This window comes from Pseudomonas sp. P116 (assembly GCF_020149425.1).
In the GTDB taxonomy this organism is placed as follows: Bacteria; Pseudomonadota; Gammaproteobacteria; order Pseudomonadales; family Pseudomonadaceae; genus Aquipseudomonas; species Aquipseudomonas anatoliensis.
Genome location: NZ_JACVHB010000001.1, coordinates 1,273,235 through 1,298,588 on the forward strand (window position 1 = coordinate 1,273,235; position 25,354 = coordinate 1,298,588).

A 25,354-nucleotide genomic window follows, 5' to 3' on the forward strand; every position below is an offset into this window, starting at 1 on the left:
TTAAAGGGCCCCGGCGACAGACCGCCGAGTATATGACAGGCGCGAAAACTCTCAACAGGAGATTACTTCGCCGCTTTTTTGCCGATTTTCGCCTAATCCGGCACACTATCGACCGCCCGAGCAATCGCTCGGTTTTATTCACTCATGCAGAAGCCGTATGACCCGTTCCCCGTTCCGCCGTCTTGTGTTTGGCACCCTGCGCCGACTGTTGTACCTCTGGGTTCGCTCCGAGACGATCAACCAGTCGTCGTTCACTCTCAACCTCGACCGCAGTCGTCCGGTGTTCTACGTCCTGCAAAACCCTTCGCTGACCGATCTGGCCGTGCTCGACACCGAGTGCACCAAGGCCGGTCTGCCGCGTCCGGTGCTGCCAGTGTCGGTGGGTAATTTGCTGGAACCGGCGGCGTTCTTCTATCTGACGCCGGAACCGGACTGGCTCGGCCGTCAGGACAAACGCGGCGCGCCGCCGACGCTGACGCGACTCGTCAGCGCGCTGAGCCAGAACGCCGCCGAAGACGCGCAGATCATTCCGGTCAGCGTGTTCTGGGGTCAGTCGCCGGATAGCGAATCGAGCCCGTGGAAACTGCTGTTTGCCGACAGTTGGGCAGTCACCGGGCGCTTGCGTCGCCTGCTGAGCATCATGATTCTCGGGCGCAAGACCCGCGTGCAATTCTCCGCGCCAATCCATCTGCGCGAACTGATCGATCACAACAAGGGCCACGAGCGCACCGTGCGCATGGCCCAGCGAATCCTGCGCGTGCACTTCCGCAATCTAAAAGCCGCGGTCATCGGCCCGGACATTTCCCACCGCCGTAACCTCGTCAAAGGCCTGCTCAACCAGCCATTGGTCAAGCAAGCGATCCTCGACGAAGCCGAACGCGAAAACATCTCGCCGGAAAAAGCCAAGGCCCAGGCCCTGCGCTATGGCAACGAGATCGCCTCGGACTACACCTACACCGCGATCCGCTTTCTCGAAGTGGTGCTGAGCTGGTTCTGGAACAAAATCTACGACGGCATCAAGGTCAACCACATCGAAGGCGTGCAGAAAGTCGCGCAGGGTCACGAAGTGATCTACGTGCCGTGCCACCGCAGCCACATCGACTACTTGCTGCTGTCGTACTTGCTGTTCCGCAACGGCCTGACCCCGCCGCACATCGCCGCCGGGATCAACCTGAACATGCCGGTGATCGGCAGCCTGCTGCGTCGTGGCGGCGCGTTCTTCATGCGCCGCACATTCAAGGGCAATCCGCTGTACACCTCGGTGTTCAACGAATACCTGCACACGCTGTTCACCAAGGGTTTCCCGGTCGAGTACTTCGTCGAGGGCGGCCGCTCGCGCACGGGGCGCATGCTGCAACCGAAAACCGGGATGCTCGCGATCACGATGCGCAGTTTCCTGCGCTCATCGCGCATGCCAATTGTGTTCGTGCCGGTGTACATCGGTTACGAGCGGGTGCTGGAAGGTCGCACCTACCTCGGCGAACTGCGTGGCGCGAGCAAGAAGAAAGAGTCGATTTTCGACATCTTCAAAGTCATCGGCGCACTCAAGCAGCGCTTCGGTCAGGTCGCCGTCAACTTCGGCGAACCGATCAAACTGGCGGAATTCCTCGACAGCGAGCAGCCGGACTGGCGCCAGCAGGAACTCGGTCCGCAATTCAAACCGGCGTGGCTCAACGAAACCACCAATCGCCTCGGCGAAAAAGTCGCGCAGCATCTGAACGAAGCGGCGGCGATCAACCCGGTAAATCTGGTCGCGCTCGCCCTTCTGTCGACCACACGCCTGGCGCTGGACGATCGGGCCATGGCGCGCGTGCTGGATCTGTATCTGGCGCTGCTGCGCAAGGTTCCCTACTCGCCGCACACCACGTTGCCCGAAGGCGATGGCCGCGCGCTGATCGAACATGTGAAGGACATGGACCTGCTGTCCGAGCAGAACGATGCGCTGGGCAAGATTCTCTATCTCGACGAGCAAAATGCCGTCCTGATGACCTACTACCGCAACAACGTGCTGCACATCTTCGCGCTGCCGTCGCTGCTGGCGAGCTTCTTCCAGAGCACCTCGCGCATGAGCCGCGAACAGATCCTGCGCTACACCCGTGCCCTGTATCCGTACCTGCAATCGGAGTTGTTCATCCGCTGGACGCTGGACGAACTCGACGCCGTGGTCGATCAGTGGCTGGAAGCGTTTGTCGAACAAGGTCTGCTGCGCTTCGAGAAAGAGGTGTACATGCGCCCGGCGCCAAGTTCGCGGCACTTTGTGTTGCTGACCCTGCTGTCGAAAAGCATCGCGCAGACCTTGCAGCGCTTCTACATGACCGTGTCGCTGCTGCTCAACGCCGGGCAGAACACCATCAGCGCCGAAGAACTGGAAGACCTGTGCACCGTCATGGCCCAGCGCCTGTCGATCCTGCACGGCCTCAACGCCCCGGAATTCTTCGACAAGAGCCTGTTCCGCCATTTCATCCAGACCCTGCTCGACCTCGACGTTTTGCGTCGCGACGAAGCCGGCAAACTGAGCTACCACGAACTGCTCGGCGAACTGGCCGAAGGCGCGGCCAAACGCGTGTTGCCGGCGGAGATTCGCTTGTCGATCCGTCAGGTGGCGCTGCATCGCAGTGAAGATGCGGCCGACCAGACCACCACTCAGCCCGAAGCCTGATGAAAGCCTGTAGGAGTGAGCCTGCTCGCGAAGGCGTCGTGTCAGTCGCCGTCACTGTCGTCTGACACACCGCTATCGCGAGCAGGCTCGCTCCTACAATTGAAAGGAGAACACCATGAAAAAACTGACCATTCTCGCAGCCGCCACGCTGCTCAGCGCCTGCCAATCGACCACGCCCGCCGGCAAGGCCAGCCTCGACGGTGAGGTGTTCTACCTGCAACGCATCGCCCTGCCACCGAGCGCGACCCTGAGCGTGAGCCTGCAAGACGTATCGCTGGCCGACGCACCGGCCGTGGTGCTCGATGAACAGAAAGGCCTGGTCAAGGGTCAGGTGCCTCTGCCTTTTCACTTGACCTACGATCCGGCGCAAGTCAAACCCGGCCACCGCTATTCGGTCAGCGCACGCATCGAGGTCAACGGTGAACTGATGTTCATCACCACCGAAAACCACGCCGTGCAACTCGACGGCAACGATCCGCAGCCGCTGAAAATCCGCGTCGACGCCATTCGCTAATTGCCTACCAAGGAAGCTGCCATGTTCCGCCCTACCCTTCGCTTCGCCGGCCTGTGCGCGGGCCTGATGATCTCCGCCAACGTACTGGCGCTGTCGCTCGCCGACCTGTCGCAGCAAGACGCCACCGGCGGCCTCAAGGACGCCCTGACCCAAGGCGCGCAACTGGCCGTCAAACAACTCGGTACCCCGGGCGGTTTCTCCAACAACCCTGACGTGAAAATCGAACTACCGGGCAAACTCGGCAAAGCCGCCAGCAAGATGAAAGCCTTCGGCATGGGCGCCCAGGTCGAAGAGCTGGAAACCGCCATGAACAAAGCCGCGGAAACTGCCGTAACCCAGGCCCAGCCGATCCTCGTCGACGCCGTGAAGAAAATGAGCGTCTCCGACGCCAAAGGCATCCTCAGCGGCGGCACCGACTCGGCCACCCAATACCTGGACAAATCCAGCCGCGAACAGATCCGCGCCAAATTCCTGCCCATCGTCAAACAAGCCACCGACAAAGTTGGCGTGGCACAGAAATACAACGCCTTCGCCGGCCAGGCCGCGACTTTCGGCGTTGTCGACGCGAAAAGTGCCAACGTCGAAAACTACGTCACCGAGCAAGCGCTCAACGGCTTGTTCGAAATGATCGGCAAGCAGGAAGAAACTATTCGCAAGAACCCGGCTGCTGCGGCGACGGGGCTGGCGAAGAAGGTGTTCGGGACGCTCTAAACTCCCCTCCCAACAAAAAGCCCGCTGACCTTCACAGGTCCAGCGGGCTTTTTTATGGTTGATATCGCACCCATGTAGGAGCTGCCGAAGGCTGCGATCTTTTGATCTGGGTTTTAACTTTCAGAAACTCAAAGTCAAAAGATCGCAGCCTTCGGCAGCTCCTACAGAGGAGTCAATACATCCGCGATAGTTTGGTTACCTGGCAAACCGCCACTGCGAGGATGCCAACGCTCGAAGTCCTCGGTATGCAGATAACAACGCCCATCCTTCACCGGCGTATTTCGCAATAACAGACTGATCGCAATGTAGCGAACGCTGCGAAACCGCCTTCGCGAGCAGGCTCGCTCCCACAGTGGATTGAGTACATCACGTGGAGATTGAGCGGCTGGCGGACGCCATCGCTGGCAAGCCAGCTCCCACAATTTCGGCGCGTGCACTCAGGCAGAGATTGGGTGGCTGTGAGGGTGTCATCGCGAGCAGGCTCACTCCTACAGTTGGATCGCGTACGTCTGAAAGAAACACGTCCGCAGTCAGGCCGCCTTCGCGAGCAGGCTCACTCCTACAGTTGGATCGCGTACGTCTGAAAGAAACACGTCGGCAGGCAGGCCGCCTTCGCGAGCAGGCTCACTCCTACAGTTGGATCGCGTACGTCTGAAAGAAACACGTCCGCAGTCTGGCCGCCTTCGCGAGCAGGCTCACTCCCACAGGAAAGCAAAAGCAAAAAAGCACCCGCTTCGCTTCTCACCACTCAACAGGATGAGCGTTAGCTCGGCTGCGGCTTTTGATCTGCTGGCCCCTTCGGCAGGCTGAGTGGAGGGATTGATCCGGGGGGTGGGCGCGTAGCGCCGTTCGACGAAGTCGAATACATCGAAAGGAGGTGCAGCGAAGCAAACCGGAAGCGATGCCCCCGGATCAATTCCGGAGCGAAGGAACCCCGAGCCCCAGCGAGCGGGCCGAACGCCGGGGCCCAGACCTTTGGTTCCTTTGGGGCGTTTGCCAAAGGGACTCGCTGTAAGAGCGAAACCGCCAGCGGCAACACCCGCAGAAACGGATATTCACCCAAAACCCCCAGAGCATGGTCGGCCCAAAGGCCGCCAAGCCCCAAGAAGATCACCCCTCCCGACGAACCCTGAACCAAGCCGCATACAAAGCAGGCAAAAACAAAAGCGTCAACGCCGTAGCCACAATCAACCCGCCCATGATCGCCACCGCCATCGGCCCAAAAAACACACTGCGCGACAACGGAATCATCGCCAGCACCGCCGCCAACGCCGTCAGCACAATCGGCCGAAAACGCCGCACCGTCGCCTCGATAATCGCCTGCCAAGGCCTCAGCCCCGAGGCGATATCCTGCTCGATCTGATCCACCAGAATCACCGAGTTGCGCATGATCATCCCCGACAGCGCAATCGTCCCCAGCATCGCCACAAACCCGAACGGCTGACGGAACACCATCAGAAACAGCACCACCCCGATCAACCCCAACGGCGCCGTCAAAAACACCATCGCCGTGCGCGAGAAGCTACGCAGTTGCACCATCAGCAAGGTCAGCACCACGACAATAAACATCGGCACCCCGGCGTTCACCGACTTCTGCCCACGCTCCGAATCCTCCACCGTACCGCCAACATCCAACAGATAACCGTCCGGCAATTCAGCGCGAATCGGATCAAGCGTCGGCATGATCTGCTTCACCAGCGTCGCCGGCTGCTCCTTGCCATAAATGTCCGCACGCACGGTCACGTTCGGCAGACGATTACGGTGCCAGATGATGCCTTCTTCAAAACCATATTCGAGCGTGGCGACCTGCGACAACGCCACGCTGCGACCGTTATCAGTCGGCACCGCCAGGCTCGGCAACAACGACAACTCAGTGCGCTCATGCACCGTGCCGCGCAGCAGAATCTCGATCAATTCGTTGTCTTCGCGATACTGACTGACACTCGATCCGGTTAACGAACTCTGCAGGAATTTCGCCAGATTGGCGGTGCTCACCCCAAGTGCCCGAGCGCGATCCTGATCGATATTCAGGTACACAACCTTGCTCGGCTCTTCCCAATCCAGATGCACATTGGCCACATGCGGGTTTTCGCGAACCTTGGCCGCCACTTTGCGCGCCAGTGCGCGGACTTCTTCGATGTGTTCACCGGTGATGCGGAACTGCACCGGATAGCCAACCGGCGGGCCGTTTTCCAGACGCGTGACTCGCGAACGCAGTGCCGGGAATTGCTCGTTGAGCGTGCTGATCAGCCAGCCCCGCAGCGCTTCACGCTCCTCGATATTTTTTGCCAACACGACAAACTGGGCGAAGCTCGCCGCCGGCAGTTGCTGATCCAGTGGCAAGTAGAAACGCGGTGATCCGGTGCCGACATATGCCACATAGTTGTCGATACCGGCGTGCTCCTTGAGCATCGCTTCCAGGCGTTTGACTTCGCCGGTGGTATTGGCCAGCGACGCACCCTCGGCCAGTTTCAGATCGACCATCAATTCCAGCCGATTGGAGGCCGGGAAGAACTGCTGCGGCACGAAACGGAACAGCACCACCGAGGCGATAAACAGCCCGACCGTCAACACGATCACGGTTTTGCGATGCGACACGCACCACTCCACCAAACGCCGAACCCTCTGATAAAACGGTGTGCCATATGGGTCCGCCTGACCATCGGCAGTACCGTGTTTGGCTGCATGAATTTTCGCCAGATCCGGCAGGAGTTTTTCTCCCAGATACGGCACGAACACCACCGCCGCCACCCATGAAGCGAGCAACGCAATCGTCACGACCTGAAAGATCGAGCGGGTGTATTCACCCGTGCCGGACTGCGCAGTGGCAATCGGCAGGAAGCCTGCAGCGGTGATCAGCGTACCGGTGAGCATCGGGAACGCGGTGCTGGTCCAGGCGTAGCTGGCCGCGCGAATCCGATCGAAGCCCTGCTCCATTTTGATCGCCATCATTTCCACTGCAATGATCGCGTCATCCACCAGCAGCCCCAACGCCAGCACCAGCGCACCGAGGGAGATTTTGTGCAGGCCGATGCCGAGGTAATACATGCAGGCGAAGGTCATCGCCAGCACCAGCGGAATGGTCAGCGCCACGACCATGCCGGTGCGCACGCCAAGGGAGAAGAAACTCACCAGCAACACGATCGCCAGCGCCTCGACCAACACTTGAACAAACTCGCCGACCCCGGTTTTCACCGCTGCTGGCTGGTCGGAGACTTTGCGCAATTGCATGCCGGCCGGAAGGTTTTTCTGGATCCGCGAGAACTCGCCTTCCAGTGCCTTGCCGAGCACCAGAATGTCGCCGCCGTCCTTCATCGCCACGGCCAGACCAATCGCGTCTTCAGCCATGAAGCGCATGCGTGGCGCCGGCGGATCGTTGAAACCGCGACGCACGTCAGCGACATCGGAGATACGGAACGTCCGGTCACCGACGCGGATCGGGAAGTTCTTGATCTCCTCGACTGTCTGAAAATTCCCCGTAACCCGTAGCTGCAAGCGCTCGCTGCCCGTCTCGAAGAAGCCAGCTGTGGACACCGCGTTCTGCTCTTCCAGCGCCTGTTGCACCGCCGCCAGCGGTAAACCGAGAGTGGCGAGTTTGACGTTGGACAGCTCGACCCAGATCTTCTCGTCCTGCAAACCAAGCAAGTCGACCTTGCCGACATCCTTGACCCGTTGCAGTTGAATCTGAATGCGGTCGGCGTAATCCTTGAGCACGGCGTAGTCGAAACCGTCGCCGGTCAGTGCGTAGATATTGCCGAAGGTGGTGCCAAATTCATCGTTGAAGAACGGCCCCTGAATCCCCGGCGGCAAGGTCTGGCGAATGTCGCTGACCTTTTTGCGCACCTGATACCAGAGATCGGGAATGTCTTTGGAATGCATCGAATCGCGAGCAATGAACGTGACCTGAGATTCGCCGGGACGCGAGAAGGAAACGATGCGTTCGTACTCGCCGGTTTCCATCAGTTTCTTTTCGATGCGCTCGGTCACCTGACGCGAAACTTCCTCTGCCGTCGCGCCCGGCCAGCGGGTCTGGATGACCATGGCTTTGAAGGTGAAAGGCGGGTCTTCGCTCTGGCCGAGCTTGGTGTAGGACAACGCACCAACGATGGCCAGCAAAAGCATCAGGAACAGTACGATCTGGCGATTACGCAGCGCCCATTCGGAAAGGTTGAAGCGCATCGGGGCTTACTCCTTGTCCGCCAGATTGACCACACGGTTGGAGCGATCCACGGGGCGCACCTGCTGCCCTTCGAGCAGGACATGCACGCCTGCGGCGACCACCCAATCACTGGCGTTCAAGCCTTCGAGCACCGGCACGACTTTCTCGCCAAACGGGCCGACACGCACCGGAGTTTTCTTCAATGTGTTGTTGGCGCCAACGACCCAGACGTAGGTCGCGCCATTTTCAGCGGTCAGCGCCGAGAGCGGCACCGACAGCGACACGGCATCGGCCGATTGCACGAACACCCGGGCACTCTGGCCCAGTTCGGCCGGGACCTTGCCGCTGGTAAAAGAAATTCGCGCGGCGAAGGTACGGGATTTCGGATCGGCAGACGGCGACAGCTCACGAATCTGCCCGGCGAAGCGCTGGTTCTGCTGGGTCCAGAGTTCGACCGTCACCGGTTGCCCGACCTTGAAACGGCCGAAACTCTGCTCCGGCAGGCCGATCAGCACTTCACGTTCGCCATCGGTGGCGAGGGTGAACACGGTTTGCCCGGCGGCGACCACTTGCCCGACTTCGACCGAACGCTTGGCCACCACGCCATCCTGTGGCGCGCGCAGCACGGCGTAACTGGCCTGGTTGGTCGAGACGTTGAATTCGGCTTTGATCTGCTTGAGGCGGGCTTCGCCGGAGCGGTAGAGGTTTTCGGCGTTGTCGTACGCGGAGCGGCTGACCATCTGCCGATCCATCAGGGTTTTGTAGCGGTCGCGCTCGGCACGGACGAGGTTGAGATTGGCTTCAGCGGCGGAAACCTGAGCGCGGGTGGCTTCCAGTTGCAGGCGCACGTCCTGCGGATCGAGTTCGGCGAGGGGTTGGTCTGCCTTCACGCGCTGACCTTCATCGACCAGTCGTCGGCTCACTTTGCCCCCAATGCGGAACGCCAGCTCGGGTTCGTAACGGGCACGCACCTCGCCCGGATAACTTTCCATCGCCTGCGCCGAAGGCTCTGGCTGCACCACCATGGCCGGTCGTACGGTGACTTGTGTCACCTCTTCCTGGCCGCACGCGGACAATAAAAAAACCAGACTGACTGGCAATGCAAATGGCCACGTGAGGTGCAGTGCATGGCGGAACATGATGACGGACCTTTCGCTAATGGTGCTTGGAATAATTATACTGGCGGGTATGTTATTAATAGCAAACTCACCAGTCCAGTAATAAAAGCGAAGAATGTCGAACAATCTTTCAGCTCCAAACGGCCCGGGCCGCCCCAAGGATCTGGCCAAGCGCCAGGCCATCCTCGATGCGGCGAAAATTCTGTTTCTGAGTCATGGCTATGCCAACACCAGCATGGACGCAGTCGCGGCCGAGGCGGGGGTGTCTAAACTGACGGTCTACAGCCATTTCAACGACAAGGAGACGCTGTTCTCTGCCGCCGTGATGGCCAAATGCGAGGAGCAATTGCCGCCGCTGTTCTTCGAATTACCGGCAGGCATCGCTGTGGAAAAGGTGTTGCTGAACATTGCCCGAGGCTTTCATCAACTGATCAACAGCGATGAATCGGTGAATCTGCATCGCCTGATCATGGCGCTGGGCAGTCAGGATCCCAAGCTGTCGCTGATCTTCTTCGAGGCAGGTCCGCAACGCATGGTGCAGGGCATGGAGCGGTTGTTGACGCAGATCCATGACAGCGGCGCGCTGAGCATTGATCTGCCACGCAATGCGGCGGAGCATTTTTTCTGCCTGATCAAGGGCGCGGGGAATTTCCGCTTGTTGTATGGCTGTGGTGAGCCGTTGGGCGAAGAGGCTTCAGAGAGCCATGTGCGGGAAGTGGTGGGATTGTTTATGCGGGCTTACAGACCCTAGCTTCTGCGTTGTCTGCACTGCCGCTATCGCTGGCAAGCCAGCTCCCACAGGGATTGGAGTGTGATCACAAATTGTGTGCACACCACGAAAACCTGTGGGAGCTGGCTTGCCAGCGATTGGCAGCGACTCGGTATTAAGGTTTGAGCGCTTTCTTGGGGTAGATGTCATACCGGCTAGACTTGCCATCCAGCGCATGACTCGGTTTGGGCCCCTCAATGCAAGGTGCCTTGCGCGGGCGTTTGACCACCACCCGGTGCGTCGCCAGCGCCAGCGCCGCTTCGAGCAACGCCGGCGCATCCGGATCATCGCCGACCAGTGGCCGGAACAGGCGCATTTCCTTCTTCACCAGCGCGGTTTTCTCGCGATGCGGAAACATCGGGTCGAGGTAGATCACCTGCGGCGGCTCGCCTTCCCAGTTGCGCATGACCTCGATGGAGTTGCCCTTGAGCAACTTCATCCGCGCCACGATCGGCGCCACGTCGAAATCTTCCGCCGCCCGCGCCAGACCATCCTCCAGCAATGCACCGATCAGCGGCTGACGCTCGATCAGGCTCATCTCGCAACCCAGACTCGCCAGCACGAAAGCATCCTTGCCCAGCCCCGCCGTCGCATCCAGCACCCGCGGGCGCACGCCTTGAGCGACGCCGACAGCCTTGGCGATCATCTGCCCGCTGCCGCCGCCGTATAACCGACGATGCGCCGCGCCACCCTCGACGAAGTCCACGCGCACCGGCCCCGGCGCGTCCGGCCCGAGTTGTTGCAGTTGCAAACCCTGCTCGCCGACCTGCAAGGCAAACTCGCCGTCGACCACTTCAAGCGGCAGGCCCAGGCGCTCGGCCCACTGCTCGGCTTGCACAGCGAACGTCGGGGCGAGGGCTTCGACATGGATGCGGCAGGCCGCGGGTTGCTCAATCATTGGAAAACACGCTCAAAAATTTAAGGATCGGCAAAAACCGCCGATAACTCATTCAACGCGCATTTTGCCAGAGCTGAGCGTCAACCGAAAAAAATGTCAGGCATTCTTCCCACATCGATTGGCTACATCTCGCCCCATGGCGATTTCAGCCGTCATAACACTCAAGCACTGAGCGGCGTCAGCCACCTGTGGCAGGATTTCTTTGCCCAGGCGATGGCCGAACAGACGAGTGATGTGGTGCCGGCCTGCGGCACGTTTCCCCCGGTTGATCTGACCAGCCCGGAAGAACCGACCGTCGGCAGCGAACTGCACGCACACATCATCAGCCAGCGCGAATGCGATGTAGTTGAAACCCAGGTGCGTCCGCCAGAGCCGCTGTTCCTGCCGATCGCCGAGTTCGAAATGGAGCTGCTGGACAAGCCGTTCCCACCGTTCCCGCCAGAAGAAATCAAGGCTCAACAAGGGCAGCAGGACTTCGACAGCAGTTGGGTTCGCCCGATCGTGATCAACAACGGTCAACCGATTCCGGAACCGGGTGCCGCGCCGCAGAAGCGTCCGCTGTATTTGCCGATTGCCGAGTTCGACCTGGACCTGCTGCAAAAGCCTTACCCGCCATTCCCGCCGGAAGAAATCGTCGAGCAGCAGAAAGCCCTGGACTTCGATAACGGTTGGGCACGCCCGATTGTTCTGCAGAATCTGCGCATCGCCGCTTGAACCTCAGCGACACACGCTCCAGCGCCCGACATCGACATGAAAGTGATTGCGATGGGCGGCGTTGTAATCAGGGCTCAACACCACACTGAACGCCTCACAGGCGCCGTCGCGCACCTGACGCAGAAACTGCGCGTCCTGATTTTGCTTGGGCCAATCTCTGAGCACGCTGACGGTGCGGCCATCGGCCAGCCGAAAACCGGCGATATCCAGCGCATCGGCACTGGCATGGCGGCTGAGCGCGCCACTCTCGCGGTTATAGATATTGCGACAGGCAAAGCTGCCGAGATGATCGAGACGCGCGACGTTCTGGCCGTAAATGGCCTGTGCAGCGGGTTGCAGCGAGTGCCGTTCGAACATCGCGTACGCGACTGCCAGCGGACAACTGGCGAGGAAACTGCTGCTCAGCGCCACCTCGCCGCCCTGCACGCGCAAAGCGCCGATCAGCGGGCACTTGGCACCGGGGCTGTCGGACTGCGGCGTGACGCGCAGTGCAGAACTGCGCAGTGCCTGGGCGCAGAGTTCGGGATCGCCGCGCAAGCGCATCAGCTTGTAGCCGGTCAGCCAGTTAGGCGTGGCTTTGACGTCCAGCGGCGCCCACGGATTGAATTGCGCGGGCACCTCTAGCCAACCACGCCAGACACTGATCGCAGCGCCGCCGATGCTCAGCAGAATAAACAGCGCAAACCAACGCCCCATATTCAGCCTTTGAAAAACTGGTTGGCTTTGGCGTACGGCATCGACTGCGAAGTGAAGCCGAAGGTGCCGGACTGCTGAATTTCTTCAGCCGCGCGGAAGAACTCGCCAAACGCCGCCAATGCCAGCGCCGAACCGGTGCTGATCCGGCGCACGCCCATTTCTTCGAGTTGCCGCACGGTGAGCTTCAAGCCGCCGGACATCAATACGTTGACCGGTTTCGGCGCCACCGCGCGCACTACTGCAATCACTTCTTCGGCGGTGCGCAAACCCGGCGCATAAAGCACGTCGGCGCCGGCCTCGGCAAAGGCCCGCAAGCGGCGGATGGTGTCGTTGATGTCGGGATTGCCGTGCAGATAGTTTTCCGCCCGCGCTGTCAGGAGAAAGGGAAACGGCAGCGTGCGCACAGCGGCGACAGCGGCTTCGATGCGCGCCACAGCGTGTTCGAAGCAATAGATCGGCGCGTCTGCGCGGCCCGTGGCGTCCTCGATCGAACCGCCCACCGCGCCCGCCTCTGCTGCACGCAACAAGCTCTTCGCGCACTCGGCCGGGTCGTCGGCAAAACCGTTTTCCAGATCCACCGCCACCGGCAAATCGGTCGACGCGACTATCGCCCGGACGTTGGCCAAGGTGTCATCCAGGCTCAAGGCGCCATCGGCTTTGCCCTGGGAAAACGCATAACCTGCGCTGGTGGTCGCCAATGCCTGATAACCCAGGCTTGCAAGCATCTTCGCCGAGCCGGCATCCCACGGATTGGGAATGACGAAAATCCCCGGACGCTCATGCAGGGCTTTGAAGGCTTGGGCTTTACGGGCTTGTTCGGTAAGGGCTTGCGCGTCCATCAACTGGCTCCTGGGCAGGAAAACGAATCTGCCTCAGAGCAGGCCAAGTTGCTCCGCGGCGGGCTCTCTGTATAGCTCAGGCAGAGATGGCAGGCCAGGCAAACGTTGCATCAGTTGTGCGTGAAAACGTTGCGCGAGCTTTGCCGCCAACAGGTTATCGGCGGTGTGCAGGAAGATGTACGGCGTGCGGCCCTCTTCAATCCACTCGGCAATTTTCGCCACCCACGGCACAAGAAACGGATCGTTGGCTTCCAGTTCCGGATGGCCGATGAAGCGCACTTGCGGGAACTGCGTGAACGCCGCCGGACGCGTCGGTACTCGTGGTTTTTTCGATTGTGCGTGGATGACCGAAGAGTCGGTCGACAGGCAACTGAACAGCGCACGCGGATCGAGGCAGATACGCTCCACGCCCCGATCAAGTAGCAGACGATTGAGCAATCGCTCACTCTCGCCTTTGGCGAAGAACTGCTCGTGGCGCACTTCCACCGCCAGCGGGCAATCCAGCGCATCGATGAATGCCGCCAGTTCCGGCAGCCGATGCGGTGCGAAGCTTTTCGACAGTTGCAGCCACAGCGGCGATACACGCTCGCCGAGGGGTTTGAGTAATTGCAGGAAGGTTTCGGCGGCGGTCAGTTGCTCACGCAAGTCGCCGCCGTGACTGATGTCGCCGGGGAACTTGGCAGTGAAGCGAAAGTGCGCAGGCATGGTTTCGGCCCAACGCTGCACGGTGGCGGGCGACGGGCTGGCGTAGAAAGTCGTATTGCCTTCCACCGCGTTGAACACTTGGGAATAGAGGCTGAGGAAGTCGGAGGTTTTTGCGTCTACCGGGTAAAGATACTCGCGCCAGGCGTTTTCGCTCCAGGACGGGCAACCGAGGTAGTAAGGCAGATCCATCAGATGTACAGATCGAGGCCCAGCACGTCCGCGTCCCAATCCACAAAACCGGCGGTGCTCAGGTAGCTGGCCAGGGCCATCGCTACGCTTTTCTTCATCGTGCGGTGGTAGATCATGTCTTGCTGACGGGCGGGCAGATTGGCCAGGCGTTGCGCGGAGGCTTTGGCAGCGCGGGCGGCCAGTTGCTCCTCAGTCGGGAATTCCAGCTCGCCGTCGATATCGTCGACGGATTCATCCAGCGCCGGATTGCCTTTGCGAGGCTTGCGCTTGATAGGGTAGGACTGAGTGGAAACGCCGTCTATACGCATAAAGTCATGCTCGGTATCAATGATGGCAATTTAGCGGCACTTGACCGACTTAGCAAACCGCCGAGTGATAACTAGAACACATAAAGCGCAAAAGGTTTAAAACGCGGGGTCAGAAACTGACGATTGGCGTCTGGAAGATCAAAAGATCGCAGCTCCTACAATTGGAATACGATCCCTGTAGGAGCTGCCGAAGGCTGCGATCTTTTAAAGGCTTAACGGGCTTTTGGGGTGGCGACTTTGTCGCGCAGGTAAACAGGCTGAGCATCATCTGCCGGGATCGCCTCACCGCGCTCCCAGGCAAATCGTGCCAGCGTCAGCAGGTCTTCGGCGTGGGGCAGCATGCCGGCATCAGAACCGTTCAGATTGACCGCGATGCGCTCCGCGTAACTCCAACCGGTGCCCGCACCGAACCAGTCGCCGCTGGCAGCGGCCGGCAGTGCCGCGACTTGCGGCGGCAATACCGCTTCAGCACCGACCAGACGCATCTCGCCCGCCGTTTCGCGGTAGCAGCCCCAATACACTTCATCCATCCGCGCATCGATGGCCGCGGCCACTTGGCTCACGCCATGCTCACGCAATGCACGCTGCGCCAGCACTGCAAGGTTGGACACCGGCAACACCGGACGGTCCAGCGCGAACGCCAGCCCCTGCACCACGCCAATGGCGATGCGCACACCGGTAAACGCACCCGGGCCGCGACCGAATGCAATCGCGTCAACCGCTTGCAACGTGGTGCCGGCGTCGGCCAGCAGTTGCTGGATCATCGGCAGCAGCTTCTGCGCGTGCAGGCGCGGGATCACCTCGTAATGGCTCGTGACCTTGCCGTCATGCAGCAAGGCAACGGAGCAAGCTTCAGTCGCGGTGTCCAGGGCCAGCAAGGTGCTCATCGATGTTTCCAAAACAGGTGGGGGAAAAAGTGCGTCAGTATAAACAACTACGGCCCGCAAGCGGGCCGTGGATGTTGCCGCCGCTCAGGCTTTTCAGCTCAGCGCTTCGAGTACCTTGGCGGTGATTGCCTCAACCGAACCAACGCCCGGGATGTGGCTGTACTTCGGCTTGCCGTTGGCAGCGGACAGCTTCTGGTAGAAGTCCACCAGTGGCTTGGTCTGCGAATGGTAGACCGACAGGCGATGACGCACGGTTTCTTCGGTGTCGTCCTTGCGCTGTACCAGTTCGTCACCGGTGATGTCGTCTTTGCCGGCAATTTTCGGCGGGTTATAGACGATGTGGTAAACGCGGCCGCTGGCCTCGTGAACACGACGACCGGCGATGCGCTGAACGATTTCTTCGTCTTCAACGGCGATTTCAACCACGGCGTCCAGCTCGACACCGGCAGTAACCAGCGCTTCAGCCTGCGGAATGGTGCGCGGGAAGCCGTCGAACAGGAAGCCGTTGGCGCAATCAGGTTGAGCGATTCGGTCTTGAACCAGTGCGATGATCAGGTCATCCGACACCAGGCCGCCGGCATCCATGATGCTCTTGGCTTGAACGCCCAGCGGAGTACCGGCCTTGACCGCTGCACGCAGCATGTCGCCAGTGGAAATTTGTGGAATGCCGAATTTCTCGGTGATGAACTTAGCCTGAGTACCTTTACCGGCCCCGGGAGCTCCCAGCAGAATGACGCGCATTAGATGTGCTCCTCAATTTTTTTATAAAAAGCTTTTACAAAACAAAGGCCTCGCCTCTTGGGACGAATCCTGAAAAATACGGGTCGTGGCCGCACAAACGGCCAAAGGCTGATCAAGATACACAGCAGGCTGCGCCCACACAAGACGCCAAAAGTCGGAGAAACCGACGCCCGCCGCGACTTTGGGACGCGGTGACCCAAGTCGCAACCCCATCATTAACTGTCGCTTGGCGAAACATTTCCAGCAGATATCCAGCGGCACCCGACACATGCACCGGGTGCCCTGCCCCGCCGAAAAAACCTTAGCCGGTATTACGCAAACCGGCGGCAATCCCCGCCACAGACACCAGCAACGCTTGCTCCACCGGGCTGCCCTGCTCGACATTCTGTTGTCGCGAACGGGCGAGCAGTTCGGCCTGCAATAGATGAAGCGGGTCGAGGTAGGTGTTGCGCAGGCGGATGAATTCCAGGGTGTCCGGACTATGCGCCAGCAGCTGCGACTGCCCGGTCAGCCCAAGCACCACGGCGCACGCCTGCGACAATAGGTCGCGTAACTGCGCGCCCAACGGCAGCAAATCCGGCTCGACCAGGCGCTGGTCGTAAGACAACGCAATATCGGCGTCAGCCTTGGCCAGAACCATTTCCAGCATGTCGATGCGCGTACGAAAGAACGGCCATTGTTCGCGCATCTGCCCGAGCAATTCGCCTTCGCCGCGCTCCAGCGCTTTGCTCAGCGCCGATTCCCAGCCGAGCCAGGCCGGCAGCATCAGCCGCGTTTGCGTCCAGCCGAAGATCCACGGGATCGCCCGCAGACTTTCGATGCCACCCGCGCGGCGCTTGGCCGGACGACTGCCCAATGGCAAGCGCCCCAGTTCCTGCTCCGGAGTGGACTGGCGGAAATACTCGACGAATTGCGGATTTTCCCGCACGACCTGGCGATAGGCGCTGACACCATCAGCGGCCAATTCGTCCATCAGGTGGCGCCATTCCGTTGTTGGCGGCGGCGGTGGCAACAGCGTCGCTTCGAGCACCGCCGCCAGGTACAGATTGAGGTTTTGCTCGGCGATGTCCGGCAGGCCGAATTTGAAACGAATCATTTCTCCCTGCTCGGTGGTGCGGAACCGCCCCGCTACCGATCCCGGCGGCTGCGACAGAATCGCCGCGTGCGCCGGACCACCGCCACGGCCGACAGTGCCACCGCGACCATGGAACAACAGCAGTTCGACTTGCTGTTCACGGCAGATTTCCACCAGCCGTTCCTGGGCGCGATATTGCGCCCACGCCGCTGCGGTGGTGCCCGCATCCTTGGCCGAGTCCGAATAGCCGATCATCACTTCCTGCGGACCTTGCAACCGTGCGCGGTAACCCGGCAGCAGCAACAGACGCTCCATCACCGGGCCGGCGTTGTCGAGGTCGGCGAGGGTTTCAAACAATGGCACCACACGCATCGGCCGCAGTACGCCGGACTCTTTCAGCAGCAACTGCACGGCAAGCACATCGGAAGCGGCGCCTGCCATCGAGATCACGTAGGAACCGAGCGAAGCGCCGGGCGCGGCGGCGATTTCCTTGCAGGTGTTGAGCACTTCAGCGGTGTCGGCGGACGGCTTGAAATGCGCCGGCAGCAACGGCCGACGATTGCTCAGTTCACGGGTCAGAAAGGTAATGCGTTGCTCTTCGTCCCAGTCCTCGTAGCGACCGAGGCCCAGGTAATCAGTAATTTCGGTCATTGCCGAACTGTGCCGCGCGGAGTCCTGACGCACGTCGAGGCGCACCAGGAACAAGCCGAACGTCACCGCCCGGCGCAGACAATCAAGCAATGGGCCGTCGGCGATCACGCCCATGCCGCATTCGTGCAACGAGTTGAAACACAGCTCCAGCGGATCAAGCAGATCACGATTGTTTTGCAGCACATCCGCTGGCGCCGGCGTCGGTGCGGTCAGCGCTGCATGCGCCCAGTTGCGCGTGGAGCGCAGGCGTTCGCGCAATTGCTTGAGTACCGCACGATACGGTTCGGCGCTGTCACCCGCCTGGGCCTTGAGTGCGTCGCTGGCCTGCTGCATCGACAACTCGGCAGCCAGATGATCGATATCGCGCAAGTACAAATCAGCGGCCATCCAGCGCGCCAGCAGCAACACTTCCCGAGTCACCGCAGCGGTGACATTCGGGTTGCCGTCACGGTCGCCGCCCATCCACGAGGCGAAGCGAATCGGCGCAGCCTCCAGCGGCAAACGCAGGCCCGTGGCCTCGTACAAAGCCTTGTCGGCCTTGCGCATATGGTTGGGAATCGCCTGCCACAGCGAGTGTTCGATGACTGCGAACCCCCACTTGGCTTCGTCCACCGGGGTTGGGCGGGTGCGGCGGATTTCTTCGGTGTGCCAGGCTTCGGCGATCAGCCGTTGCAGGGTGTTTTGAATCTGCTCGCGCTCGGCGCTGGTCAGGTCACGATGATCCTGTGCGGCAAGTTGCGCGGCAATGGCGTCGTACTTCTGGATCAGCGTGCGCCGCGCCACTTCGGTCGGGTGCGCGGTCAGCACCAGTTCGATTTCCAGTCGTCCAAGTTGTCGGGCGAGGGATTCGGCGCTGTGACCTTCGTTGCGCAGGCGGGCGAGCAATTCGGGGAGCACCCGGGATTCGAACGGCGCGGGTTGCGACTCTTCGCGACGATGGATCAACTGATACTGTTCGGCGATGTTCGCCAGATTGAGAAACTGGTTGAACGCCCGCGCCACCGGCAGCAGTTCGTCTTCGCTCAATTGATTGAGGCTGGCGCTCAGCTCTGCATCCATCGAGCCTCGGCGGTCGGCCTTGGCGCCCTTGCGAATCTGCTCGATCTTGTCGAGAAAACCTTCGCCGTACTGGTCTCGAATGGTATTGCCCAACAGCTCTCCGAGCAGGTGAACATCCTCGCGCAAGCGTGCATCAATATCGGTCATCAGCAGTTCTCCAGCGGTAATCCGGGCGGCCTAGAAACGAGTGCATGACGCAGAGAGTGCCGCTCTACGGCGCTTCTTACAAGCAGGCGACGAAGGGACTTTAAACCTTGTGGCCGAAAGCTAGTCTCAACATTAAGCCGCATAAAGGCTTGCCGCCGGCCCCGCCGGACACTCACCCAAGCCTGCTACAGCAGGTGCGACATGAGGTCATCATGAAAATCCGTGAACTCGCCCAGCATTGGGAAGAAAACGCCAAGGGTCGCCTGACCGACACTGGCTACACGATTCATCTGGACGTCGAGGCCGCTGCGCGTCTGGCAGCGATTGCCGAGATGTACCCCAAACGCCACCCCGAAGAACTGCTCGGCGAACTGATCGGCGCAGCCCTTGAAGAGTTCGAAGCGAGCCTGCCCTATGTGAAAGGCTCGACGGTGGTTGCGACGGATGAGGAAGGTGATCCGCTGTATGAAGACGTCGGACCAACGCCGCGTTTCCTGGCGTTGTCGCGGCGGCATTTGCAGGATTTGTCATCGGCTGAAAACAAGCAGAAACACTGACTGAACAACACAAAACCTGTGGGAGCTGGCTTGCCAGCGATGGCGTCAGTTCAGTCACTGACATACTGAATCTGATGACCTCATCGCTGGCAAGCCAGCTCCCACATTGAATACATTTGTCCTTCAATGCTGTGTCGCTTTTGCTCATTTCTTAAGCCGCGCGTACCACTCCAGCCCACCAAAGTTCCCGCCCCAGAGCCTTGTCCATTTGGTCAAAAATTATTTAGGCGATAGGCCATCTTTTCTGAACTTTTGAAAACAGCCGCCGGTCGGACCCTGTAACCACTCCTGGAACGAGCGTTTCAAAAACGCGCTGTACAAGACGCTTAAGGCTCCTCGACCAGGATGGATTCAGATGTATTCAGGAGATGCCTAATGGAGTTGAAGACCATGAAAAACCAAACCTCGTTTACCCACCTGCGCGGTCTGAAACTGGCCGCCCTGGCAATCGGCACCAGCTTCGTACTGGCCGGTTGCGCCGGTAATCCACCGACCGAGCAGTACGCCGTGACCCAATCTGCGGTCAACAGCGCAGTCAGCGCCGGTGGTACCGAGTTTGCTGCCGTTGAAATGAAGCAGGCGCAGGACAAACTCAAGCAAGCCGAAATCGCCATGCACGACAAGAAGTACGAAGAAGCTCGTACGCTGTCCGAGCAAGCCGAGTGGGACGCTCGCGTAGCAGAACGCAAGGCTCAGGCCGCCAAGGCTGAACTGGCTGTCAAGGATTCCCAGAAAGGTGTTCAGGAACTGCGTCAGGAAAGTCAGCGCACCGTGAAGTAAGCGCGCATCCCGACCGCAAAGCTGAAACTCTTACCGATAGAAAGGACGACAAATTATGCGTAAGCAACTGATGATTCCCGCTCTTCTGGCCGCAAGCGTTGCCTTGGCTGCCTGCTCCACCCCGCCTAATCCGAACCTGGAGAACGCACGCACCAACTACGCCGGCCTGCAAGCCAACCCGCAGGCGAGCAAAGTAGCGGCGCTGGAAACCAAAGATGCCAGTGAGTACCTGGACAAGGCCGACAAGGCCTACCTGGACAAGCAAGACGCGGCCAAGGTTGACCAACTGGCTTACCTGACCAACCAGCGTGTTGAAGTGGCCAAGCAGACCATTGCCCTGCGCACTGCTGAAAACAATCTGAAGAACGCCTCCGCCCAACGCGCCCAGGCACGTCTGGACGCTCGCGATCAACAGATCAAACAGCTGCAGGACAGCCTCAACGCCAAGCAGACCGATCGCGGTACGCTGGTGACGTTCGGTGATGTGCTGTTCGCCACCGACCGCGCTGATCTGAAATCCAGCGGTCTGGTGAACATCAATAAACTGGCGCAGTTCCTCCAGGAGAACCCGGATCGCAAAGTGATCGTCGAGGGCTACACCGACAGCACCGGTACCGCCAGCCACAACCAGACGCTGTCCGAGCGTCGTGCCAATTCCGTGCGCACTGCACTGGTGAAAATGGGCGTTGATCCAGCGCGCATCGTCGCTCAGGGTTACGGCAAGGAATATCCGGTTGCCGAGAACGGCAGCGTTTCCGGTCGTGCGATGAACCGTCGCGTGGAAGTGACCATTTCCAACGACAACCAGCCAGTGATGCCACGTTCGGCTGTCAGCTCGAACTAAGCTTCACGCTGTAACGCAAAAGCCCCGCCTGAGTGATCAGGCGGGGCTTTTTTGTTGATCAAAAGATCGCAGCCTTCGGCAACTCATACAGGTGAAATGAAATCCCATGTAGGAGCTGCCGAAGGCTGCGATCTTTTGATTTTTAGGGCTCCAGCTTCTGCGGCGTCTCTTCGCCCATGCAGCGCACGGCTTTTTTCTGGGCATTGATCAGCACGCCGGTCAGACCTTTCTGCTCGGTATCAAACAGCACCAGCACGCCATCAATGCACTGCGCCACTTGCGGTGCCGGGCTCAGCGAGAGTTTGTAGTCTTCGCCCGGCACGGTCTTGAGCATGGTGAATTCATTGAGTAGCAGCGCATCCTCGGGTTTGGCGAAGTGCAGGTAGCCGTAGTACCACAGGGCGCCAACGGTGCCGAGGATGCTGCAGATACCCGTGATGATCAGCGGGATGGCATTACGTTCTTCACTCATTGCGGACTCTCATCTTCAGAATTCGGGGGTTGCGGGTAATTGGGGATTTCGCCGAGGCGGCGCAGGCCGTTGAAGTGCTCGGGATCGTCGAGATAGCGCAGCATCACCTGACGCCAGACCGGGTCGCCGAAAGTCTGTACATGGCCGCCGCGAGTCAACTGCAATACGCGCGGCGGCGGCGCAGCTTGATACAGGCGGATGCCGTTGGATAGAGGCACCAGCGGATCGTCGATGCTGTGGAAGATCAGTTTCGGCACGCCGCTGAGTTGCGGCATTGAATTGATCGCGCTGTCGCCATCCGGCACCAGCCACGACAGCGGTACCTGAAACGGCCAGGTCAGCCACGATGTGCTGAGGGCGTATTGGCCGACGCTGCGATAACTGGCGGGCACGCCGTCGAGCACCAGCGCCTTGAGCTGTTTCTGCCGCTCGGGATGCTGCACCAGCCAATGCACGGCCATCGAGCCGCCGAGGCTTTGGCCGAGGAGGATCAGCGGCTTGCCTTTGATTTCGGGCGCCTTGTCCAGCCAGGCGAACGCCGCGTCGATGTCCTGATAGATCGCCGGCAGGCTCGGTTCGCCCTCGGACAAGCCATAGCCGCGATAGTCCACCAGCAACACTTGATAGCCGTTTTTCGGCAACCACCAACTTCCGCCCAAATGCATCGGCAGGTTGCCGCCGTTGCCATGCAGGTGCAGGACGGTGCCTTTAACCTCGACACCCGGTTTGGCCGGCAGCCACCACGCGTTCAGCTTGAGGCCGTCGGCGGTGGTAAGGGTGACGGTGCGGTATTCGAGTTTGGCTTTTTCCGGGGTGAAGATCTGGCCCGGCTCTGGGTAGAACAGCAGTGAACTGCAACCGCCGAGGGTCAGGAGCAGGCAAAAGATGCCGAGGATTCTCATCCGGTGAAACCTCGCGAATATTCGGGTTGGAACACAATAATTGTGGCAATCCTGAACCCTGTGGGAGCTGGCTTGCCAGCGATTGCATTCTGTCAGTCAATATTGATGTTGGCTGACCCGCCGCCATCGCTGGCAAGCCAGCTCCCACAGGGGGTTGTGTAGGGTCTAGAGGATATTGGAATAGTCCGCCTCGATCCGGTCCAGGCTCAAATGGTTGAGGAAGTTGGAGAAGCACATCCACGCCGACAACGCATTCAGATCACGGAACTGGTCAGGCAGATATTTCGGCGCCACCACCAGCCCCTCATCCACCAATTGGCGCAAGGTGCGCATGTCTTCCAGCGTGGTCTTGCCGCAGAACAACAGTGGAATCTGCTCAAGCTTGCCCTTACGCACGGCCAACTGAATGTAGTTGTAAACCATGATAAAGCCCTTGAGGTAGGACAAGTCTTTGGTGAATGGCAGACCGGTCGGCGTCGACCCGCGGAAAACCCGACTGGCGTTGCCATAGCTTTCCGCCATTTCAAAGCCCTGCTCACGGAAAAACTCGAACACCTGCAAGAAGTCCGCGCCCTCCTCGACCATGTGAATGGCGCGGGTACGGTTGGTCAGTTTGCGCAGACGGCTTGGGTAGGAGGCGAAGGTGATGATTTCCATCAGAATCGCCAGACCTTCCTGAGTCACCGTTGACGACGGCGGGCCCTTGGACAGAAAGGTGCAGATCGGCTGGTTCAAACCATTGAGCGTGGTGCCGACGTGCACCAGACCCTCGTGAACTTCCAGTGCACGCACGTCGCGGTCGTTGAACATCGCGTCGGTGCGGATCTTGATGTAGTCGGCGCCCGCAGCCGCGTCGGCAACGATGCCGTCGGACTCGAACACGCGAATGGTTTCCTCAGCCTCGCCGAACACTTTGTTCAGACGGGTTTGCAGCAGGTGCACGGCGTCTTTGGCGGTGAGGGTTTTCGGCTCGTCCTTCAGGTCGCCACGGCCATCGATGTTGTTCAGATAGTCGGACATCATCAGGCCGAGGTCGGCCAAGGTCGGGTCACCGGCGTGGAATGCGTCGGACGCAGCGCCGTACAATTCTTGGGAGATCAGACCGAAATCTTCGGTGCCACGCGCTTCGAGCATACGCACCACCATGCGGTATTCCTTGCACATGCGCCGCATGATCTGCCCGACCGGGTTGAACTGGCCGAGCTGGCGAGTGATGTCGCGCTCGATGTTCTGGAATTCCAGTTTGACCTTGCTCGAATCGAACGCCAGCGGCCGGTTCAGGTAGTAGTCGCGATCCACCGCGGGCATTTCCTTGCCCTTGGCCTTGAGAAAACCCTTGCGGATGCTTTCGTCCCACTTGACCGCGTCAAGAACACGGATTGGCGTCTGCGCCAGCACAATGCGATCGGACAATATGCGTATCGACTGCTGGTAATCGTCCACCCGAAACTCCTGTAAAAAACCTGATGTTCTGAATTATTTGGCGCCGGCCCGACGCTGATAGCGCGCCGCTTCGACAAAGACATCGGAATTGGCCGGATCGTCGAGGTAAGCGAAGACTTTGTCGAGGTTGCTGTCGACCAGAACGCCATCGCCGTCGTCGGTCTGGAAGGCCTGACCGTCGAGGGCTTTGTGTTGGATTGCCTGATTGATCTGCTCGAGATCGAGGTTGTACACCACCAGCTCATGTTTGTCGGTAAGTTCGAAACCGGCGATGGTGTAGTGGCCACCGAACTGCGCCGGCACTTTCGCCGACAGGTACCAGCGATTGCCACGATGCGAGACGGTGAACGGATAGGCTTCGCGCTCGCGGGGTTTGGCTTTGAAATAGGTGACGGCCTGATAGCGGTTGTTGCCCAGACGGGTCAGCTCAAGGTTCATCGGCTCGCCCCAGGCATTGACGCTCGACCACTTGCCGAGCAGACCCTTGGGCGCCGGTTCATGGGTGGACAGCGGCGATTTGAACGTCACCAGACAGCCACTGAGCAGCAGGAACGACAAGGCGATCAGCACGCCACGCCAGGCTTTCATTTGATACTCCCTATGAACCTGAATCACCTTTCTCTGCAGGAGCTGCCGAAGGCTGCGATCTTTTGATCCTGATTTCTAAAAGCAAGATCAAAAGATCGCAGCCTTCGGCAGCTCCTACATTGGGACCGGCGTCAGGCGGACCACATTGCGTTACACCGACGCGAGGACCAAATGCATATACCGCGTCAGAATCCCCAGCATCTCTTCCTCCGCCAAAGGCTCGGCGTCGTTGAGCAGGCCCTGATATTCCATCCGTCCGATAATCGCCGTCAACACCTTGGCATCTTGCTGCGGCTCACGCGAGCCCAATACCTGAAACAACTGGCAGGTACCCTGCAGCAAAATCTGCTGATGCGAGCGCACCAGAATCGCCAGGCGCGGGTTGAGGAGCGCCTCCTGACGGAACGCCTGCTCGGCCATCAAATGTTCGCGACGGTTGAGCAGCTGTCGCTGCACGTAATCGGCCATCAACCGGGCAATATCATCGGCCAGCTGTGAGCGCGACTCCGGGCTGCCGTCACCGCTGACGACCATATCGCGTAGCAGCCCTTCATTGTTGATCCACAGCTTGGCCATGTATTCGGCACTGCGTTCAACGTATTGGGCAAAGGTATCGGTGAGCAGGTCATCGATGTCCTTGAAGTAATAAGTGGTGGCCGAGAGCGGTACCGCCGCTTCCGCAGCCACTGCACGGTGGCGTACGGCGCGCACGCCATCACGCACGACAATGCGCATTGCCGCGTCGAGAATGTCCTGACGACGCTGCTCACTGCCCTGTCGGCTGGCCTTGCGCCCCTGGTACTGAACACTTTCAGCGACCGCAGTGGCGATACCCGCTGCACCTTCTTGAGCGATTGCAACCATCACGACAGGCATTCCTCTGTTATTTCAAAAGTAACCAAACGATACATTTGTACCAGACAGGCAAT

General features: G+C 59.8%; 23 protein-coding genes. 8 read left to right on the plus strand and 15 right to left on the minus strand.

Annotated features, from left to right (window positions below; all coding sequences use genetic code 11):
* Positions 1 to 157: 157 nt before the first annotated feature.
* The 3 genes from plsB to ICA15_RS06295 all read left to right on the plus strand — a co-directional run bounded on the left by plsB (position 158) and on the right by ICA15_RS06295 (position 3,884).
* A complete protein-coding gene (gene plsB / locus ICA15_RS06285) occupies positions 158 to 2,659 on the plus strand; it encodes a glycerol-3-phosphate 1-O-acyltransferase PlsB (RefSeq protein WP_210553898.1) in 2,502 nt (833 codons plus the stop codon).
* A 115-nt stretch (positions 2,660 to 2,774) separates the two neighbouring features.
* Entirely contained in the window at positions 2,775 to 3,173 is a 399-nt protein-coding gene (locus ICA15_RS06290) for a YbaY family lipoprotein (protein WP_150618116.1), read from the plus strand.
* 21 nt (positions 3,174 to 3,194) lie between these two features.
* Positions 3,195 to 3,884, plus strand: coding sequence for a DUF4197 domain-containing protein (locus ICA15_RS06295; protein WP_150618117.1), 690 nt, complete (start codon positions 3,195 to 3,197; stop codon positions 3,882 to 3,884).
* A gap of 1,110 nt (positions 3,885 to 4,994) precedes the next feature.
* Here ICA15_RS06295 and ICA15_RS06300 read toward each other — a convergent pair.
* Positions 4,995 to 8,063 carry an efflux RND transporter permease subunit gene (locus tag ICA15_RS06300; RefSeq protein ID WP_210553899.1) on the minus strand — a complete coding sequence of 1,023 codons (3,069 nt, stop codon included), beginning with the start codon at positions 8,061 to 8,063 and terminating at the stop codon, positions 4,995 to 4,997.
* A gap of 6 nt (positions 8,064 to 8,069) precedes the next feature.
* A complete protein-coding gene (locus ICA15_RS06305; RefSeq protein WP_150618120.1) occupies positions 8,070 to 9,182 on the minus strand; it encodes an efflux RND transporter periplasmic adaptor subunit in 1,113 nt (370 codons plus the stop codon).
* A 94-nt stretch (positions 9,183 to 9,276) separates the two neighbouring features.
* Here ICA15_RS06305 and ICA15_RS06310 point away from each other — a divergent pair, with 94 nt between their 5' ends.
* Complete coding sequence (locus tag ICA15_RS06310) at positions 9,277 to 9,912, plus strand: TetR/AcrR family transcriptional regulator (RefSeq protein ID WP_150594546.1); 636 nt, start codon at positions 9,277 to 9,279, stop codon at positions 9,910 to 9,912.
* Positions 9,913 to 10,045: 133 nt separating this feature from the next.
* Here the strand turns inward: ICA15_RS06310 and ICA15_RS06315 are convergent, their stop codons facing one another.
* Positions 10,046 to 10,828, minus strand: a complete 783-nt coding sequence (locus ICA15_RS06315; RefSeq protein WP_215731361.1) for a class I SAM-dependent methyltransferase — start codon at positions 10,826 to 10,828, stop codon at positions 10,046 to 10,048.
* 93 nt (positions 10,829 to 10,921) lie between these two features.
* Here ICA15_RS06315 and ICA15_RS06320 point away from each other — a divergent pair, with 93 nt between their 5' ends.
* Positions 10,922 to 11,542, plus strand: coding sequence for a hypothetical protein (locus ICA15_RS06320; protein WP_042560794.1), 621 nt, complete (start codon positions 10,922 to 10,924; stop codon positions 11,540 to 11,542).
* Positions 11,543 to 11,545: 3 nt separating this feature from the next.
* On the opposite strand, the gene ICA15_RS06325 is transcribed toward ICA15_RS06320, so the two are convergent.
* The 7 genes from ICA15_RS06325 to ppc form a co-directional block, all read right to left on the minus strand.
* Positions 11,546 to 12,238 carry an extensin family protein gene (locus ICA15_RS06325; RefSeq protein WP_210553900.1) on the minus strand — a complete coding sequence of 231 codons (693 nt, stop codon included), beginning with the start codon at positions 12,236 to 12,238 and terminating at the stop codon, positions 11,546 to 11,548.
* Positions 12,239 to 12,240: 2 nt separating this feature from the next.
* Positions 12,241 to 13,077, minus strand: a complete 837-nt coding sequence (locus ICA15_RS06330; RefSeq protein ID WP_210553901.1) for an oxaloacetate decarboxylase — start codon at positions 13,075 to 13,077, stop codon at positions 12,241 to 12,243.
* A 33-nt stretch (positions 13,078 to 13,110) separates the two neighbouring features.
* Positions 13,111 to 13,971: a DUF72 domain-containing protein gene (locus tag ICA15_RS06335; RefSeq protein ID WP_150688998.1), complete on the minus strand. Its 861-nt coding sequence runs from the start codon at positions 13,969 to 13,971 to the stop codon at positions 13,111 to 13,113.
* Entirely contained in the window at positions 13,971 to 14,279 is a 309-nt protein-coding gene (locus tag ICA15_RS06340; RefSeq protein ID WP_042560798.1) for a hypothetical protein, read from the minus strand. The genes ICA15_RS06335 and ICA15_RS06340 overlap by 1 nt, the downstream gene beginning before the upstream one ends.
* Positions 14,280 to 14,491: 212 nt before the next feature.
* Positions 14,492 to 15,166, minus strand: a complete 675-nt coding sequence (gene tsaB, locus ICA15_RS06345) for a tRNA (adenosine(37)-N6)-threonylcarbamoyltransferase complex dimerization subunit type 1 TsaB (protein WP_210553902.1) — start codon at positions 15,164 to 15,166, stop codon at positions 14,492 to 14,494.
* A gap of 93 nt (positions 15,167 to 15,259) precedes the next feature.
* On the minus strand, positions 15,260 to 15,907 hold the full coding sequence (adk, locus tag ICA15_RS06350) for an adenylate kinase (RefSeq protein ID WP_103303063.1): 648 nt from the start codon (positions 15,905 to 15,907) through the stop codon (positions 15,260 to 15,262).
* A gap of 301 nt (positions 15,908 to 16,208) precedes the next feature.
* Positions 16,209 to 18,839, minus strand: coding sequence for a phosphoenolpyruvate carboxylase (gene ppc / locus ICA15_RS06355; protein WP_210701081.1), 2,631 nt, complete (start codon positions 18,837 to 18,839; stop codon positions 16,209 to 16,211).
* A gap of 212 nt (positions 18,840 to 19,051) precedes the next feature.
* Here ppc and ICA15_RS06360 point away from each other — a divergent pair, with 212 nt between their 5' ends.
* The 3 genes from ICA15_RS06360 (at position 19,052) to ICA15_RS06370 (ending at position 21,020) form a co-directional block, all read left to right on the plus strand.
* Positions 19,052 to 19,396 carry a hypothetical protein gene (locus ICA15_RS06360; RefSeq protein ID WP_047299892.1) on the plus strand — a complete coding sequence of 115 codons (345 nt, stop codon included), beginning with the start codon at positions 19,052 to 19,054 and terminating at the stop codon, positions 19,394 to 19,396.
* Between the two features lie 375 nt (positions 19,397 to 19,771).
* Positions 19,772 to 20,176, plus strand: coding sequence for a DUF4398 domain-containing protein (locus ICA15_RS06365; RefSeq protein ID WP_042560872.1), 405 nt, complete (start codon positions 19,772 to 19,774; stop codon positions 20,174 to 20,176).
* A gap of 55 nt (positions 20,177 to 20,231) precedes the next feature.
* Complete coding sequence (locus tag ICA15_RS06370; protein WP_150604736.1) at positions 20,232 to 21,020, plus strand: OmpA family protein; 789 nt, start codon at positions 20,232 to 20,234, stop codon at positions 21,018 to 21,020.
* A gap of 142 nt (positions 21,021 to 21,162) precedes the next feature.
* Here the strand turns inward: ICA15_RS06370 and ICA15_RS06375 are convergent, their stop codons facing one another.
* The 5 genes from ICA15_RS06375 to ICA15_RS06395 form a co-directional block, all read right to left on the minus strand.
* Positions 21,163 to 21,492 carry a hypothetical protein gene (locus ICA15_RS06375; RefSeq protein ID WP_150604737.1) on the minus strand — a complete coding sequence of 110 codons (330 nt, stop codon included), beginning with the start codon at positions 21,490 to 21,492 and terminating at the stop codon, positions 21,163 to 21,165.
* Positions 21,489 to 22,394 (minus strand): alpha/beta hydrolase, encoded by a 906-nt coding sequence (locus tag ICA15_RS06380; RefSeq protein ID WP_150618128.1) that lies wholly within the window; start codon positions 22,392 to 22,394, stop codon positions 21,489 to 21,491. Before ICA15_RS06380 ends, ICA15_RS06375 begins: the two co-directional genes overlap by 4 nt.
* Before the next feature lie 165 nt (positions 22,395 to 22,559).
* The gene (locus tag ICA15_RS06385; protein WP_042560877.1) at positions 22,560 to 23,837 is read right to left on the minus strand and encodes a flavohemoglobin expression-modulating QEGLA motif protein; all 1,278 of its coding nucleotides are present in this window, start codon (positions 23,835 to 23,837) and stop codon (positions 22,560 to 22,562) included.
* A 33-nt stretch (positions 23,838 to 23,870) separates the two neighbouring features.
* Positions 23,871 to 24,425 (minus strand): hypothetical protein, encoded by a 555-nt coding sequence (locus ICA15_RS06390; protein ID WP_210553903.1) that lies wholly within the window; start codon positions 24,423 to 24,425, stop codon positions 23,871 to 23,873.
* A gap of 150 nt (positions 24,426 to 24,575) precedes the next feature.
* Positions 24,576 to 25,289: a TetR/AcrR family transcriptional regulator gene (locus tag ICA15_RS06395; protein WP_150604741.1), complete on the minus strand. Its 714-nt coding sequence runs from the start codon at positions 25,287 to 25,289 to the stop codon at positions 24,576 to 24,578.
* Positions 25,290 to 25,354 lie beyond the last annotated feature (65 nt).

Coding starts and splice junctions, on each gene's coding strand:
- plsB (WP_210553898.1), top strand. CDS start 158: ATGACCCGTTCCCCGTTCCGCCGTCTTGTGTTTGGCACCCTGCGCCGA.
- ICA15_RS06290 (WP_150618116.1), top strand. CDS start 2,775: ATGAAAAAACTGACCATTCTCGCAGCCGCCACGCTGCTCAGCGCCTGC.
- ICA15_RS06295 (WP_150618117.1), top strand. CDS start 3,195: ATGTTCCGCCCTACCCTTCGCTTCGCCGGCCTGTGCGCGGGCCTGATG.
- ICA15_RS06300 (WP_210553899.1), bottom strand. CDS start 8,063: ATGCGCTTCAACCTTTCCGAATGGGCGCTGCGTAATCGCCAGATCGTA.
- ICA15_RS06305 (WP_150618120.1), bottom strand. CDS start 9,182: ATGTTCCGCCATGCACTGCACCTCACGTGGCCATTTGCATTGCCAGTC.
- ICA15_RS06310 (WP_150594546.1), top strand. CDS start 9,277: ATGTCGAACAATCTTTCAGCTCCAAACGGCCCGGGCCGCCCCAAGGAT.
- ICA15_RS06315 (WP_215731361.1), bottom strand. CDS start 10,828: ATGATTGAGCAACCCGCGGCCTGCCGCATCCATGTCGAAGCCCTCGCC.
- ICA15_RS06320 (WP_042560794.1), top strand. CDS start 10,922: ATGTCAGGCATTCTTCCCACATCGATTGGCTACATCTCGCCCCATGGC.
- ICA15_RS06325 (WP_210553900.1), bottom strand. CDS start 12,238: ATGGGGCGTTGGTTTGCGCTGTTTATTCTGCTGAGCATCGGCGGCGCT.
- ICA15_RS06330 (WP_210553901.1), bottom strand. CDS start 13,077: ATGGACGCGCAAGCCCTTACCGAACAAGCCCGTAAAGCCCAAGCCTTC.
- ICA15_RS06335 (WP_150688998.1), bottom strand. CDS start 13,971: ATGGATCTGCCTTACTACCTCGGTTGCCCGTCCTGGAGCGAAAACGCC.
- ICA15_RS06340 (WP_042560798.1), bottom strand. CDS start 14,279: ATGCGTATAGACGGCGTTTCCACTCAGTCCTACCCTATCAAGCGCAAG.
- tsaB (WP_210553902.1), bottom strand. CDS start 15,166: ATGAGCACCTTGCTGGCCCTGGACACCGCGACTGAAGCTTGCTCCGTT.
- adk (WP_103303063.1), bottom strand. CDS start 15,907: ATGCGCGTCATTCTGCTGGGAGCTCCCGGGGCCGGTAAAGGTACTCAG.
- ppc (WP_210701081.1), bottom strand. CDS start 18,839: ATGACCGATATTGATGCACGCTTGCGCGAGGATGTTCACCTGCTCGGA.
- ICA15_RS06360 (WP_047299892.1), top strand. CDS start 19,052: ATGAAAATCCGTGAACTCGCCCAGCATTGGGAAGAAAACGCCAAGGGT.
- ICA15_RS06365 (WP_042560872.1), top strand. CDS start 19,772: ATGGAGTTGAAGACCATGAAAAACCAAACCTCGTTTACCCACCTGCGC.
- ICA15_RS06370 (WP_150604736.1), top strand. CDS start 20,232: ATGCGTAAGCAACTGATGATTCCCGCTCTTCTGGCCGCAAGCGTTGCC.
- ICA15_RS06375 (WP_150604737.1), bottom strand. CDS start 21,492: ATGAGTGAAGAACGTAATGCCATCCCGCTGATCATCACGGGTATCTGC.
- ICA15_RS06380 (WP_150618128.1), bottom strand. CDS start 22,394: ATGAGAATCCTCGGCATCTTTTGCCTGCTCCTGACCCTCGGCGGTTGC.
- ICA15_RS06390 (WP_210553903.1), bottom strand. CDS start 24,425: ATGAAAGCCTGGCGTGGCGTGCTGATCGCCTTGTCGTTCCTGCTGCTC.
- ICA15_RS06395 (WP_150604741.1), bottom strand. CDS start 25,289: ATGGTTGCAATCGCTCAAGAAGGTGCAGCGGGTATCGCCACTGCGGTC.